This window comes from Streptomyces sp. NPDC014870 (genome assembly GCF_043081505.1).
In the GTDB taxonomy this organism is placed as follows: domain Bacteria; phylum Actinomycetota; class Actinomycetes; order Streptomycetales; family Streptomycetaceae; genus Streptomyces.
In genome coordinates this window covers 331,761-345,675 of sequence record NZ_JBIBWQ010000005.1, presented here as the reverse complement: position 1 = coordinate 345,675, position 13,915 = coordinate 331,761, and the positions used below count along the sequence as shown (strand labels likewise).

At 72.9% G+C, this 13,915-nt stretch carries 9 protein-coding genes; 5 read left to right on the top strand and 4 right to left on the bottom strand.

Annotated elements, in window-relative coordinates; all coding sequences use genetic code 11:
• Positions 1 to 18 precede the first annotated feature (18 nt).
• From ACF09C_RS17130 to ACF09C_RS17115, 4 genes are all read right to left on the bottom strand, one after another.
• Positions 19 to 1,362: a maltokinase gene (locus tag ACF09C_RS17130; RefSeq protein ID WP_392092249.1), complete on the bottom strand. Its 1,344-nt coding sequence runs from the start codon at positions 1,360 to 1,362 to the stop codon at positions 19 to 21.
• 241 nt (positions 1,363 to 1,603) lie between these two features.
• Positions 1,604 to 3,325 (bottom strand): maltose alpha-D-glucosyltransferase, encoded by a 1,722-nt coding sequence (gene treS / locus ACF09C_RS17125; RefSeq protein WP_392092248.1) that lies wholly within the window; start codon positions 3,323 to 3,325, stop codon positions 1,604 to 1,606.
• On the bottom strand, positions 3,322 to 5,307 hold the full coding sequence (locus ACF09C_RS17120; RefSeq protein ID WP_392092247.1) for an alpha-1,4-glucan--maltose-1-phosphate maltosyltransferase: 1,986 nt from the start codon (positions 5,305 to 5,307) through the stop codon (positions 3,322 to 3,324). The genes treS and ACF09C_RS17120 overlap by 4 nt, the downstream gene beginning before the upstream one ends.
• Before the next feature lie 428 nt (positions 5,308 to 5,735).
• A complete protein-coding gene (locus tag ACF09C_RS17115; RefSeq protein ID WP_392092246.1) occupies positions 5,736 to 6,677 on the bottom strand; it encodes an SDR family oxidoreductase in 942 nt (313 codons plus the stop codon).
• A 116-nt stretch (positions 6,678 to 6,793) separates the two neighbouring features.
• Here ACF09C_RS17115 and ACF09C_RS17110 point away from each other — a divergent pair, with 116 nt between their 5' ends.
• The 5 genes from ACF09C_RS17110 (at position 6,794) to ACF09C_RS17090 (ending at position 13,786) form a co-directional block, all read left to right on the top strand.
• Positions 6,794 to 7,774, top strand: coding sequence for an AraC family transcriptional regulator (locus ACF09C_RS17110; protein ID WP_392092245.1), 981 nt, complete (start codon positions 6,794 to 6,796; stop codon positions 7,772 to 7,774).
• Positions 7,775 to 7,985: 211 nt separating this feature from the next.
• A complete protein-coding gene (locus ACF09C_RS17105; RefSeq protein ID WP_392092244.1) occupies positions 7,986 to 9,398 on the top strand; it encodes a 4-hydroxyphenylacetate 3-hydroxylase family protein in 1,413 nt (470 codons plus the stop codon).
• Between the two features lie 187 nt (positions 9,399 to 9,585).
• Positions 9,586 to 11,118 (top strand): MFS transporter, encoded by a 1,533-nt coding sequence (locus ACF09C_RS17100; protein WP_392092243.1) that lies wholly within the window; start codon positions 9,586 to 9,588, stop codon positions 11,116 to 11,118.
• Between the two features lie 167 nt (positions 11,119 to 11,285).
• Positions 11,286 to 12,446: a monodechloroaminopyrrolnitrin synthase PrnB family protein gene (locus ACF09C_RS17095; RefSeq protein WP_392092242.1), complete on the top strand. Its 1,161-nt coding sequence runs from the start codon at positions 11,286 to 11,288 to the stop codon at positions 12,444 to 12,446.
• Entirely contained in the window at positions 12,443 to 13,786 is a 1,344-nt protein-coding gene (locus tag ACF09C_RS17090; RefSeq protein ID WP_392092241.1) for an FAD-dependent monooxygenase, read from the top strand. Before ACF09C_RS17095 ends, ACF09C_RS17090 begins: the two co-directional genes overlap by 4 nt.
• Positions 13,787 to 13,915: the final 129 nt, after the last annotated feature.

Here is a 13,915-nt window from a genome sequence, read left to right as displayed (position 1 = left end):
CGCACGGCCCTTCGGGGGTCACTCCCCGCCCGCCAGGCGTTCGATCGCCGCCATCGGCACCGGGAGCCAGTCCGGGCGGTGACGGGCCTCGTAGAGGACCTCGTAGACCGCCTTGTCGGTCTCGTAGGCGCGCAGCAGCGCCGGGTCCGCGCGCGGGTCGGTGCCCGCGGCCTCGGCATAGCCCGTGCAGTACGCGGCCCGGCAGCGCGCCGCCCACTCCGGCTTCCAGGGGCGGTGCGTGCGCGCCGCGTAGTCGAAGGAGCGGAGCATGCCCGCCACGTCACGGACCGCGGGCTGCGGGCGGCAGCGCTCGGCGAGCGGCTTCGCCGGCTCGCCCTCGAAGTCGATCACCGCCCAGCCCCCGTCCGCAGCCCGCAGGGTCTGACCGAGGTGGAGATCGCCGTGGACGCGCTGGAGGTACCCGGAGCCCTCGCCGGCCGCCGCGAAGACCGACCGCAGCCCCGGTACGTGGGGCAGCAGCGCCGGCACCGCCTGCGCGGCAGCGTGCAGCCGCTGGTCCATCTCGGCGGCCAGGTGCGCGCTCTGGGTCCGCCGCAGCCGCTCCGTCGGCAGCGCCGTCGCGAGCGCGAGGTGCACCTCGGCCGTCGCCCGGCCCAGCGCGTGCGCCTCTGCGGTGAACTCGCGGCCCTCGGCCAGGGCGTCGAGGGCAAGCCGCCATCCGTCGCGGGAGTCCCGCAGATAGGGCTGGAGGACTCCGAGCGTGCTCGCGCCCGACTCGAACCAGGCCACCGGCGCGGGCACCCGCGCGCACCCCGCGCCGGCGAGCGCGAGCGGCAGCTCCAGATCGGGGTTGAGCCCGGGGCTGACCCGGCGGAAGATCTTCAGGATGTACGTATCGCCGTACACGAGCGAGGAGTTGGACTGCTCGGCGTCCAGGACCCTGGGCGCGAGGGACGCGGGCAGTTCGGTCGTGCCCCGGAAGGTCAGCGGGCCGATCCGGCCGGGGGTGCGCAGCCGTTCGTAGAGCAGTCCGGCGAGCCGCGGGTCCCGCAGCCCTTCGTAGACCGCCCGGCCTGCCAGCGGCCCCTGCCGGATCCGCCCGATCAGGGCGGGGGCGAGCCGGGGCGGCAGCTGGGTGCGGACACCGAGGAGGAGTTGGTAGCAGTCGGCGGGTGTGCCCGTCGGGCGGCCGGGCTGTTCGACCCGGACCAGGAGATGCAGCAGCCCGGGTCCCGTGCCGTCCAGTGGCAGCAGCTCGGTGGCCGCCTCCAGGGTGAATCCGGTGACCCGGCGTCCCTTGCCCGCGAACCAGCGCTGCCGGGGCAGCCATTCATGGAGCAGGGGAGCGAGTGACGGGAGGAGGGCGGCCGGGGCCCGGGTGGTGGATGCGGTCTCCGGCATGGCATCGCGTCCTTTCCCCGGGGGGCGCAGATTTGAGTTCGCGTGAATCGAGTTCAAATGCGCAGAGTGTCCCGGATGGCGGCTTCGGCTGTCCGGATGTGCGGGACGTGTCGGATGGGGAAGATCCGTATGGGCCCGACAAGAAGGCCCGTATGGACCTGAATCGACTGTGTGTGGGACACAGTGCCCAGGGTGGCGCGGGGGAAACCCGCTCCACCCCGGGCAGTTGACTGACAACTCGTCAGGAACTGCGGGTGGGAGTCGTCAACCGGCTCTTCTTCAGGCGGAACCAGTAGAAGCCGTGACCCGCCAGGGTCAGCAGGTACGGCCACTGTCCGATCGCCGGGAACCGCACCTGGCCGATCAGCTCCACGGGGCTCATCCCGTCGAACTGCCGCAGGTCCAGCTCCGTCGGCTGCGCGAACCGCGAGAAGTTGTTCACGCAGAGCACCAGGTCGTCCCCGGACTCCCGGAGGAAGGCGAGCACCGCCGGGTTGGAGGACGGCAGTTCCGTGTACGACCCGAGGCCGAAGGCCACGTTCTGCTTACGGATCTCGATCATCCGCTTGGTCCAGTGCAGCAGCGAGGACGGCGAGGCCATCCCCGACTCCACGTTCGTCACCTGGAAGCCGTGGACCGGGTCCATGATGGCCGGCAGCGTGAGCCGCCCCGGGTCGCAGGACGAGAAGCCCGCGTTCCGGTCCGGCGTCCACTGCATCGGCGTCCGCACGCCGTCCCGGTCGCCGAGCCAGATGTTGTCGCCCATCCCGATCTCGTCGCCGTAGTACAGCACCGGTGAACCCGGCAGCGAGAAGAGCAGCGCGGTGAACAGCTCCATCTGCTTGCGGTCGTTGTCGAGGAGCGGGGCGAGCCGCCGCCGGATGCCGATGTTCGCGCGCATCCGGGGATCCTTGGCGTACTCCGCGTACATGTAGTCGCGCTCTTCGTCCGTCACCATCTCGAGGGTCAGCTCGTCGTGGTTGCGCAGGAAGATGCCCCACTGGCAGCCGTCCGGGATCGCCGGGGTCTTGGCCAGGATCTCCGAGACGGGGGTGCGCGACTCCCGCCGTACCGCCATGAAGATGCGCGGCATCACCGGGAAGTGGAACGCCATGTGGCACTCGTCGCCACCCGAGGCGAAGTCCCCGAAGTAGTCGACCACGTCCTCCGGCCACTGGTTCGCCTCGGCGAGCAGCACCGTGTCCGGGTAGTGGTCGTCGATCTCCTTGCGGACCCGCTTGAGGAAGGAGTGGGTGGCAGGCAGGTTCTCGCAGTTGGTGCCCTCCTGCTGGTACAGGTACGGCACCGCGTCGAGCCGGAAGCCGTCGATGCCGAGGTCCAGCCAGAACTTCAGCGCCGACAGGATCTCCTCCTGCACCGCCGGGTTCTCGTAGTTGAGGTCCGGCTGGTGCGAGAAGAACCGGTGCCAGTAGTACTGCTTGCGCACCGGGTCGAAGGTCCAGTTCGACGTCTCCGTGTCGACGAAGATGATCCGGGCGTCCTGGAACTGCTTGTCGTCGTCGGCCCAGACGTAGTAGTCCCCGTACGGCCCGTCGGGGTCCGAGCGCGACTCCTGGAACCACGGGTGCGCGTCGCTCGTGTGGTTCATGACGAAGTCGATGATCACGCGCATGCCGCGCTGGTGCGCCGCGTCCACGAACTCCACGAAGTCGGCGAGATCGCCGAACTCCGGGAGCACGGAGGTGTAGTCGGCGACGTCGTAGCCACCGTCCCGCAGCGGGGACTTGAAGAACGGTGGCAGCCAGAGGCAGTCGACGCCGAGCCACTGCAGGTAGTCCAGGCGCGAGGTGATGCCCTTGAGGTCGCCTACGCCGTCCCCGTTGCTGTCCTGGAAGGAGCGCACGAGCACTTCGTAGAAGACGGCCCTCTTGAACCAGTCCGGGTCACGGTCCTTGGCGGGCGTGTCCTCGAAGGTGTCGGGGACGGGTTCGTTGACGGTCATGATGTGGGTGACCCTCCGATCGTCGGGGACGGTCGCAGGGCGAGGATGTGCGCGGGCGTGACGCCCGGCTCGAGGCGCACATAGTTGGCCCTGCCCCAGTGATAGGTCTCACCGGTGAGCTCGTCGCGCACCGGTACGGTCTCGTGCCAGTCGAGGCCGAGCTCCGGCATGTCCAACGAGACCGTGGCCTCCTGGGTGTGGTGCGGATCGAGGTTGGCGACCACCAGAACGGTGTTCGAACCCGAGCGCTTGCTGTACGCGATCACCGCGTCGTTGTCGGTCGTGTGGAAGTGCACGTTCCGCAGCCTTCGCAGCGCCGGGTGGCGGCGCCTGACCCGGTTGAGCGTGGTGATCAGGGGCGCGATCGAGGCGCCAGAGCGCTCGGCCGACTCCCAGTCGCGGGGCCGCAGTTGGTACTTCTCCGAGTCCAGGTACTCCTCGCTGCCCTCGCGCAGCGCGGTGGCCTCGCACAGCTCGTAGCCGGCGTACACGCCCCAGGTCGGCGAGAGGGTGGCGGCGAGCACCGCCCGCACCTCGAAGGCCGGCCGGCCGCCCTGCTGGAGGTAGGCGTGCAGGATGTCCGGGGTGTTCACGAAGAAGTTCGGCCGCATGGCGGCGGCCGCGTCGCCGGACAGCTCGGTCACGTACTCCGTCAGCTCGGCCTTGGTGTTGCGCCAGGTGAAGTACGTGTACGACTGCTGGAAGCCGACCGTGCCGAGCGTGCGCATCATCGCGGGCCGGGTGAACGCCTCCGCCAGGAAGATCACGTCCGGGTCGGTGCCGTTGACCTCACCGATCACCCGCTCCCAGAACACCACCGGCTTGGTGTGCGGGTTGTCGACCCGGAAGATCCGCACACCGTGGTCCATCCAGTGCCGCAGCACCCGGACCGTCTCGGCGACGATGCCGTCCATGTCCCGGTCGAAGGCGATCGGATAGATGTCCTGGTACTTCTTCGGCGGGTTCTCGGCGTACGCGATCGAGCCGTCGGCGCGGTGGTGGAACCACTCCGGGTGCTTCTCCACCCACGGGTGGTCGGGCGAGCACTGCAGCGCGAAGTCGAGCGCGATCTCCAGGCGCAGCTCGCGGGCGCGCGCCACGAAGGCGTCGAAGTCCTCGATCGTGCCCAGGTCCGGGTGGACGGCGTCGTGGCCGCCCTCGGGGGAGCCGATCGCCCACGGCACGCCGACGTCGTTCGGGCTCGCCGCGAGCGCGTTGTTGGGGCCCTTGCGGTGCGTGGTGCCGATGGGGTGGATCGGCGGGAGGTAGACCACGTCGAAGCCCATCGCGGCGATCGCCGGCAGCCGCTCGGCGGCGGTACGGAACGTCCCGGCGACCGTCCTGCCCCGGACCTTCTTCACGCCCTCCGAGCGCGGGAAGAACTCGTACCAGGAGCCGTACAGCGCCCGCTCGCGCTCCACCCGGAGCGGCAACGCGGGGGAGGAGCTGACCAGTTCGCGCAGCGGGTGCCGCGTCAGCGCCTCGGTGACCTGCGGGGCGAGCGCCGCCGCGAGCCGGGCGGCGGCGGTGCGGGAGACGTCGCGCAGCGCGTCGGCGGCCGCGAGGACGGCCTCCCGGCCGCCGCCCTTCTTCGGGACGCCCTTGGCGGCGCGCTCGTGCAGCTCCGCGCCCTCGGCGAGGACCAGCTCGGAGTCGATCCCGGCCGGGATCTTGATCTTCGCGGTGTGCCGCCAGGTCGCCAGCGGGTCGCTCCACGCCTCCACCGTGTACGTCCACAGACCCTCGGCGTCCGGGGTGACCTCGGCGCCCCACCGGTCGGTGCCGGGGGCCAGTTCACGCATCGGGATCCAGGGGCCGGGACGGCCGGAGGGGCCGCGCAGCACGACATTGGCGGCGACCGCGTCGTGGCCCTCGCGAAACACGGTGGCGGTGACCTCGAAGGTCTCCCCGGCCACCGCCTTCGCGGGGCGTCGGCCGCAGTCGACCAGAGGGCGGACGTCGAGTACGGGAATGCGTCCCATGAGCGGATTCACAGCATCACCTGAGGGGGTACGGGGGTGCGGGTGGTGGTGCGCTCTTTGTAGCTCCGTCGACGGCTGGCGGGTTGCGGGCATGGCCGCTCCTGTCCGCGTTCACTCGGATGGCGGGTCTACGGGGGTGTACCGGGTGGACGTAAGGGGGTGGTTCGGGGTGGACGTACGGGGGTGGTTCGGGTGGACGTACGGGCTTCTGTCCGGTGGTGCGCGTACGTGCCTCGGCCCGGTTCGGCCGGGGCCCGTACGGGGGGCTCGTACGGGGGTGACACGGGGTTGTACCGGAGGAGCCTTCCACCCACTTCGGGTGGGCAATCCGGCGCTTTGTTAACTACTCGGGCGTAGTCGCGCGGGCAAGCGCCCCGACACGTAAAACCGGCCCCGTCCCTGAGGGACGAGGCCGGTCGTCTCGATCGTCAGCCCTGGGCCGAGGGCGACTGCTCCTCCGCGTCTCCCGACCACATCTGCCACGGCTGGCGCGTCACCCACTCCTCCACGGGCGCCGCCCGCACCCCCAGCACGTCCGCCGACACCCCGTCGTCGCCCGCGAGCAGCAGCGGGTCGGCGCCGGTCGCCATGTAGTGGTAGATCCCGGCGACACCCGCCGCCGTCTCCGGACCGAGCAGCTGGGCGAGCCCGCGCTCGAAGACCTCCGGCGCCAGCTGCAGGTACCGCACCGCGCGGCCGAGCCCGCGGCCGAACGCGGCCGCCAGCTCGTCGCCCGTGAGCGACCGGGCCCCGCCGATGTCGAACGTACGTCCCTCCAGACCCTCGACGGTCAGCGCCGCGTGCACCGCCTCCGCCAGGTCCCGGTGGGAGAGCCAGGCCGTCGGCGTGGACGCGGGCAGCGGATAGGCGAGGACGCCCTCGTCGACCAGGGCCGGTCCGTTCCACGGCGAGAACAGGTTGTCCAGATAGACCGGCGGCCGTACGACCACCAGCGGGACGCCGGCGCTCCGCAGCTCCTCCTCGGCGATCCGCCGGGTCTCGAACGCGGCCACCGACGTCGGGCCCTGCGGGACACGGGTGTTGGCGTTCAGGACCAGCCGCACGGTGCCGGCCGCCAGGGCCGCGAAGGCCACGTTCCGCGCGTAGGCGCGGATCCGCTCGGGCTCGTACACCAGCGGCAGCGTCACCACACCGTGCGTCGTCCCCTCGAAGAGCCGCCGTACGTCCGCGGGTCTGGCCAGGTCGCCCGCGACGAACAGGGCGCCGGGCAGCGGCGGCCGGTCGCCCGAGGGGCGACGGGTGAGCGTCCGCACCCGGTGGTGCCGCTCGACGAGCAGACGTGCGATCGCGCCGCCCTGGAAACCGGTCGCTCCCACGACCGCGACCCGCATCGGTATCTGACTGGACATGTGTCGTAGAGGCCCTTCGATAGGGTGTGGTGGCTGCCGTGTCGTCTCCTCCAGGCTGGCGGCGGCGGCTCACACCGTTCAATTAACAAACCGGGGCGGAAGTTGAAGGATCGTCCATGGACACCGTGGCAACCGACCGTGACGACCGGCGTGAGGAAGACGAGGCCGAGGACCTCCTGAGCGAGCTGCTCAAACCGCTCCGGCTCACCGGAGTCTTCGACAGCCGCTGGCACGTCCGCGCACCCTGGGCCATCGAGGGGGACGCGGAGCAGAGCTGTGCCGTGCTCCACTACATCGTCGAGGGGGGCTGCTGGATCACCGGCGACGGTCACCCTCCGTTGGAGCTGCACGCGGGCGACCTGATCGTCTTCCCGACCGGCAGCGCCCACCGGCTCTCCGACACGCCGGACCGCCAGGGCGTACCGCTGCGGGCCGTCCTGCCCGAGCGCAAACCCGGCACGTCGGGCGAGATCCGCATCGACGGCACCGGCGCGGTGAGCCGGCTGCTGTGCGCCGGACTCCACTACGACGCCAGCGCGGCGAGCACGCTCTACACCTCGCTGCCCTGGGCGCTCGTCCTGGACGGCGCCCAGGTCGACCGCGAGCCGCTGCTGCGCGACACCCTGCGCCTGCTGGCCGCCCCGGACCGGCCGGTCGGCCCGGGGGACCGGCTCATCACTCTGCGTGCCTTCGAGATGGCCCTGGTCCTGGCGCTCCGCCCGCTCCTGCGCGACCTCGCGGACAACCCGACCTCGCTGCCCCTGCTCCGGCACCCCGGCATCAGCCAGGCCGTGGTGATGATCGCCACCCGCTTCGCGCAGCCGTGGACGATCGACTCCCTGGCCCGCGAGGTCGGCATGTCCCGCTCGGCGTTCACGGCTGCCTTCCGCGAACTCGTCGGCGAGTCCCCGGCCCGCCACCTCACCTCCCGCCGCATGCAGGAAGCCGCCCGCCTCCTCGCCGAGACCTCCCTCCCCCAGTCCGCGGTCCCCGCCCGCGTCGGCTACCAGAGCGCGGTCGGCTTCCACCTCGCGTTCCGCAAGTGGTTCGGGATGACACCGGGGGAGTACCGCGCGGGGATCTGCCATGCGGCGTGAGCCGCACGACGGGAGCGCGCGGCGAGGGGCGTCCGGCTGTGCCGACGGCGGCGGGTGGGGGTGCGCGATGGGCACAAAAGCCGCGTGAGCGTACGCGGACTGGCCGGTTCTTAAGGACCGGTGGACGGTCGTTCATTGCCTCGTGCGTGTCGGGCCGTGAAGGCTCGGGACCGGCAGTCAGCCGTGACGTACGAGGAGAGGCGATACCACCGTGACGAGGTCCGGGCAGGAGTATCTGGAGGCGCTGCGCGACGGGCGGGAGGTCTGGCTCGACGGTGAGAGGGTCAAGGACGTCACCGCGCACCCCGCCTTCCGGGCCACCGCGGCCTCCTTCGCCGGGCTCTTCGACCTCGCCCACGACGCGGCGCACCGCGAGACGCTCCTCTCCGGAGGCGTGCACCGCGCCTACGCCGTGCCGCGGTCCTACGAGGACCTCGTCGCCCGGCGGCGCGCGTACAAGGTGTGGGCGGAGGCCAGTTACGGGTTCCTGGGGCGCACGCCCGACTACATGGCCTCCGGCGCCGCCGGGTTCGCCGCGGCGCCCGAGGTGTTCGACCGCGGGGACTTCGCCGGGGGCGAGCACGCGCTCGCCTTCCATCGGCGGCTCGCCGAGGGCGGGTTGTACGGCGCCTTCACCATCACCGATCCCGCCTGCGAGGGCGTGCGCGTCGTCGAGGAGCGCGACGGCGGGATCGTCGTGCGCGGGGCCAAGACCATCGGTACCGGGGCCGTCTTCGCCGACGAGATTCTGGTGGGGACCATCGAGCCGCTTCCGGCCGAGGCCGTCGACCGGGCCGTGACCTTCTCCGTGGCCGTCGACACCCCCGGCCTCAAGCTCATCTCCCGTACCTCGTACGAAGGCAACGCCCGGTCGGTGTTCGACGCGCCGCTCTCCTCGCGGTACGACGAGAACGACGCACTGCTGGTGTGCGAGGACGTGTTCGTGCCCTGGGAACGCGTGCTGACCTATCGGGACGTGGCCGCCACCGGCGCCATCTGGTGGGAGACGCCCGCCTATCTGCACTTCACCCACCAGTCGTCCACCCGCTTCTGGACCAAGCTGGAGTTCCTCGCCGGACTCGCCATCCTGCTCGCCCGCTCCAACGGGACGGACCAGGTCCCGCAGGTCGTCCAGGCCATCGGGCGGCTGCTCGGCGCGGTCGCCCAGGCCAAGGCGTTCGTCCTCGGCGCCGAGGCCTCCTGGGAACCCGTCACCGGCGGGCGCGGCGGAGTGCGGCCGGGGCAGGAACTCTCCTTCGCCCAGCGCATCATGGCCGGGGAGATCTATCCGCGGGTCGTCGCCGACATCAAGCTGCTCGCGGGGGGTGCGATCGTGCAGACCCCGGCGAGTTCGCGCGATCTGCTCCATCCCGAGCTCGGGCCGCTGATCCAGCGGTACGTCCGCACCCCCGGCGACCCCGCGGAGGACCGGCTCAAGCTCCTCAAGCTGGCCTGGGACGCACTCGGTTCGGAGTTCGCGGGCCGGCACGAGCAGTACGAGCGCTTCTACCAGGGCGCCCCGCACGTCTATCTGACGATGCAGACCTGGGCCGGGGCCGCCGACGCCTGCGAGAGCCTCGCCCGCACCTGCCTGGACGGCTACGACCTGGGCACGACGAAGTGACGGCGCCCGGGGCCTGCGCGGGTCGGCGACATCCTCGCCCACGAGGGTGGTGCGAGCCCGGGGCCGGACCGCGCCGGGCTCGCGCCCTTGACCCCGGCTGGCATCGGCGACGCCCGCCGGCTCCCGGCGCGTTCCGCCTGCCGGGGGGCAGGCGGAACGCGGCCCCGAGCCGCGTGGAGGCCGCCGCGTGAAGGCCGGCCGCCGCCCGAAGCCCGACGCGGTCGCGGAGGCCGGCCGCCGCCAGAAGTCCGACGCGGTCGCGAAGTCCGACCGGCTCCGGAAGTCCGCCCCGGTCCCGACGGTCGCCCCGGTCCCGCGCGGCGCGCTCCCGTTGCTCGCCGCCACCCAGCTGCTGCTGATCCTCGACACCGCGATCGTCAACGTCGCGCTGCCCTCGATGGGGGAGGACCTCGGCGCCGGCTCCGCCGGGCTGTCCTGGGTGGCCAACGCGTACCTCATCGCCTTCGGCGGGCTGCTGCTCCTCGGCGGCCGCGCCGCCGACCTGCTCGGACACCGCAGGGTGTTCCTCGCCGGGCTCGGGCTGCTCGCCGCCGCCTCGGCGCTCGGCGCGCTCGCCCCGCACGCCGGTGTCCTGGTCGCCGCCCGGGCCGCGCAGGGGGTCGGCGCCGCGTTCGCCGCGGCCGCCGCCTTCGCCCTGCTGCTCGTCCTCTTCCCCGACGGGCCCGCGCGGCACAAGGCGCTCGCCGCCTTCGCCGCGATGGGCGGCCTGGGCGGTGTCCTCGGCACCGTGCTCGGCGGCGTCCTCACCGACCTCCTCGGCTGGCGCTCCACCTTCTGGCTCAACGTCCTCGCCGCGCTGCTCCTCGGCGTCCTCGTCGTGCGCCTCCTGGACGGGCGCACCGCGCCGCCCGAGGACGGCGACCGCTTCGACCTCGCGGGCGCCCTCGCCGTCACCGCAGGACTCGCCCTCGTCGCGTACGCCCTCGTCGGCGCCGCCGATCAGGGCTGGGTGTCCGCGCACACGGTCGCCGCCGGCGGCGCGGGACTGCTCCTGCTCGCCGTCTTCGCCGTCGTCGAGACCCGGGCCCGCAGGCCGCTCGTCCCGCCCGCGGTCCTCGCCCGTCCCGCGCTCCGGCTCGCCAACATCCTCAGCGCGCTGGCCCAGATGACGCTGTTCCCGATGTTCTTCCTGGTCAGCCTCTATCTGCAGAGCGTCATCGGGTACGCGCCGCTCGGCGGCGGCCTCGGTCTGCTGCCGCTGTCCGCGGTCGTCGTCGCCGTCGCCCCGCAGGCCGGGCGGCTGATCTTCCGCTTCGGGCTGACCCGGACCATGACCCTCGGCTTCGTGCTGCTGTGCGCCGGTACGGTCTGGCTCGCCCTCGCGCTCCGCTCCGACGGCACGTTCCTCACCACCGTCCTCGCGCCGAGCCTGCTCCTCGGCGCCGCGCTGCCGCTGGTCATGGTCACCACCAACGTGGCCGCCACCGCCGACGCCGCCCCCGAGGAGACCGGGCTCGCCTCCGGACTCGTCAACACGGCCCAGCAGTTCGGTTCGGTGCTCGGCCTCGCCGTCCTGGTGGCCGTCGCCACCACCCGTACGGAATCGGCCACGGCGGCGGCCCAGACCGACGGCTTCCGGGCCGCTCTGCTCGTCGGCGGGGCCTTCGCCGCCGTCGCCGCGGTGGCCTCTCTACGCTTGCGCCTGCCCACGCCCAGCCCGGCGCCGCCACGCCAGGGACGCGTGACCGAACCACGGTGAGCACGGTGACCACCCGTAGACCCGGCGCGTGATCCGAAGGGCGCCGCGGGAGTCGTGACGGAAGCGCGTGCGCAGGTCTCGAGGAACGAGGGCCCGCGCGCGAGCGGCCGGCGACGTCCGCGCGCGGTGCCCGGAGGCGAACGCGCCCTGACAGAGGGGGCATTCCCATGGCCCTGTACGACCTCGTCGCGCCCCGGCTGGAGGAACGCGGCGATCCGCGGTACCGCATAGCCGACATACGCGCCGCCGACCCGCTCGGCGCCGACGCACTGCTGGCGGCGGTGCCGGGGATGAACGAGCGCGGTGACACGGCCGCGCTGACCGTCGCCCTGCGGGCGCTGGTCCCGGACCGGGAGGCGGCCGCCGAGTGGAGCGTGATCGACGCGCTCGCGGCCATGCGCGACCTCGGCCTTCTGCTCGGCTCGCTGAAACGTCACGGCATCCAGCCCGCGGCCGCCGTGCCCGAGGTCCTCCCGATCCTCGAACTCCTCGCCCGGCGCACCGACATGGTGCCGCGCGACACCGTCCACCACTACACGACGTGGAACCCGCTCGGCCCGCGCCGCCGGACGTACACCGGCGATCCGATGGAGGCCCGGCTGCAGGACGCCGTCCGGACGGCCTTCCCCGGTCTGGTCGCCGCCCTCGACAGCTGCGGGCGGCTCGCCGGCCTCGAACCGTACGACCCCGGCTTCGCGGTCGCGCTCGACCGGATCGCGCACCACGTCCAGTCGATCGTCGACGCCATCGACGTCACCGTCGCCCAGGTCAGCCCCGAGTACTTCGCGCTGACCCTGCGGCCGTACTTCGAGGAGGTCGAGATCGGCGGGCGCTCCTACCTCGGACCCGCCGCCGCCCAGGTCCCGCTCTGGCTGATCGATCTGACGCTCTGGCAGTGCGACCGCTCCGACCCGGCGTACGACGCGTTCCTCGCCGAGTCCGTCCCGTACGGCCTGCCGTCCTGGCGGGCCTTCCACGCCCGGCACGCCGGCGGGGTGTCCGCCGTCAGCAAGCTCTCGGCGGCCGTCAGCTGGGAGAGCGGCCACCGGCTGCCCCCGCAGCTGGCCGCCTCCGCGCTCGCGCTCGGCCGGGTCCTGAAGATCCTCAAGACCTTCCGCGCCCGCCACATCGGCATCGCCCGCAAGGCCTACGCCGAGGACGTGCGGCTGTACGAGGAGGGCAGCGGCGGCGCACCCGTCGCCCTGCTGCGCACGATCCTCGACCTGACCCGGGACAACGACACGCTGGTGCGCCGCGCGGCGCAGGGCGCGCTGGGGACGCCCGGCCACGGAGCCCACGCCGCCGCGCAGCGGGGAGGCGTCCGATGACCGCCGTCGCACCCCCGTACCCCGACGCCGGCCTGCTCCATGTCGTCGTCGCGGGCGGCGGCATCGCCGGGCTCACCGCCGCCCTCGCCCTGCACGCCGCCGGGTTCGACCGGGTCACCGTCGTCGAGTCCGTCCGCGCGAGCCGTCCCGTCGGCGCCGGCCTCAACCTGATGCCGGCCGCCGTGCGCGAACTGGACGCGCTGGGCCTGCTGCCCCGCCTCGAAGCCGGGGCGCTGCGCACCCGGGAGCTGCGCTACTACCACCGCTCCGGCGGCCTGATCTCCCGCGAGCCCCGCGGTCTCGGCGCCGGCTACCGCTGGCCGCAGCTCTCCCTGCACCGCGCCCACCTCCAGCAGGTCCTGGCCGAGGCGGTACGGGAACGGCTCGGCACCGCCGCCCTGGTGAGCGGTGTCCGGGTGACCGGCGTGGAGCCGCTGGCCGACGGCCGCCCCCGCGTCCAGCTGGTCCACCGCGACGGCGCGGTCCGGGGCAGGGCCTCCCTCGAACCGGACGTGCTCGTCGGCGCCGACGGGATCCGCTCGGCGGTCCGGGCGGCGCTCAACCCCGGCGAGGGGGCGCCGCCGTGGAACGGGACGCTGATCTGGCGGGGCGTCTCCCGGATGCCCGCCCGGTCGGTGGGCACCTTCATGTTCATCGCGGGCGACGACCGGCAGAAGGCCGTCGTCTATCCGATGAGCACGCCCTCGGGTCCCTTCCGCGAGGTCCTCGTCAACTGGGCCCTGGCCCGGCCCGTCGGCGAGACGGACGACAGGTACCTCGGCGACTGGAACCGGCCGGTGCCGGTCGACACGTTCCTGCACCACTACGAGGGCTGGGAGTTCGGGGGCGTCAGCGTCCCCGAGGTGCTCCGCGCCGCCACCGCCGCCCACGAGTACCCGATGGTCGACCGAGAGCCGCTGGCCCGCTGGACCCACGGCCGGACCACCCTCATCGGCGACGCGGCCCACGCCATGTACCCGATCGGCTCCAACGGCGCCTCGCAGTCGATCCTCGACGCGCGCGCCCTCGCCCACTCCCTCGCGCTCCACCGCGACCCGGCGGAGGCCCTCGCCGCGTACGAAGCGGCCCGCAGGCCGGTCACCACCGAACTCCAGCGCGCGGGCCGCCGGCTCGGCCCCGAGGTCGTCATCAACCTGGCGCACCAGCGGGCCCCGCACGGTTTCACCGACATCCACCAGGTGATCCCCGCCGCCGAACTGGCCGACATCGCCGAGCGCTACGCCGCCACCGGGGCCGCCGAGCCGACCACCGTCAACCAGGGCTCGCCCTACGACGTGCGGCCCGCGGAACCGGTCCTTCCGGCCGCCGCGCCGCGCTGACGCCCCTCCCGGGCCACGGCACCACCCCCGCGCGCCGTGGCCCGGGAGCGCGTGCGTGACCTACCTTCGTTGGATGCACAGACCGACTGCACAGCGTGGTGCGTCGGCTCCGCTCCGTACTCGCCTGCG

What these genes read in the sequence shown, in the direction of transcription:
- ACF09C_RS17095 (WP_392092242.1), top strand. Translation starts at nt 11,286, where the DNA reads ATGGCCCTGTACGACCTCGTCGCGCCCCGGCTGGAGGAACGCGGCGAT.
- ACF09C_RS17090 (WP_392092241.1), top strand. Translation starts at nt 12,443, where the DNA reads ATGACCGCCGTCGCACCCCCGTACCCCGACGCCGGCCTGCTCCATGTC.
- ACF09C_RS17110 (WP_392092245.1), top strand. Translation starts at nt 6,794, where the DNA reads ATGGACACCGTGGCAACCGACCGTGACGACCGGCGTGAGGAAGACGAG.
- treS (WP_392092248.1), bottom strand. Translation starts at nt 3,325, where the DNA reads ATGACCGTCAACGAACCCGTCCCCGACACCTTCGAGGACACGCCCGCC.
- ACF09C_RS17130 (WP_392092249.1), bottom strand. Translation starts at nt 1,362, where the DNA reads ATGCCGGAGACCGCATCCACCACCCGGGCCCCGGCCGCCCTCCTCCCG.
- ACF09C_RS17115 (WP_392092246.1), bottom strand. Translation starts at nt 6,677, where the DNA reads ATGTCCAGTCAGATACCGATGCGGGTCGCGGTCGTGGGAGCGACCGGT.
- ACF09C_RS17120 (WP_392092247.1), bottom strand. Translation starts at nt 5,307, where the DNA reads ATGGGACGCATTCCCGTACTCGACGTCCGCCCTCTGGTCGACTGCGGC.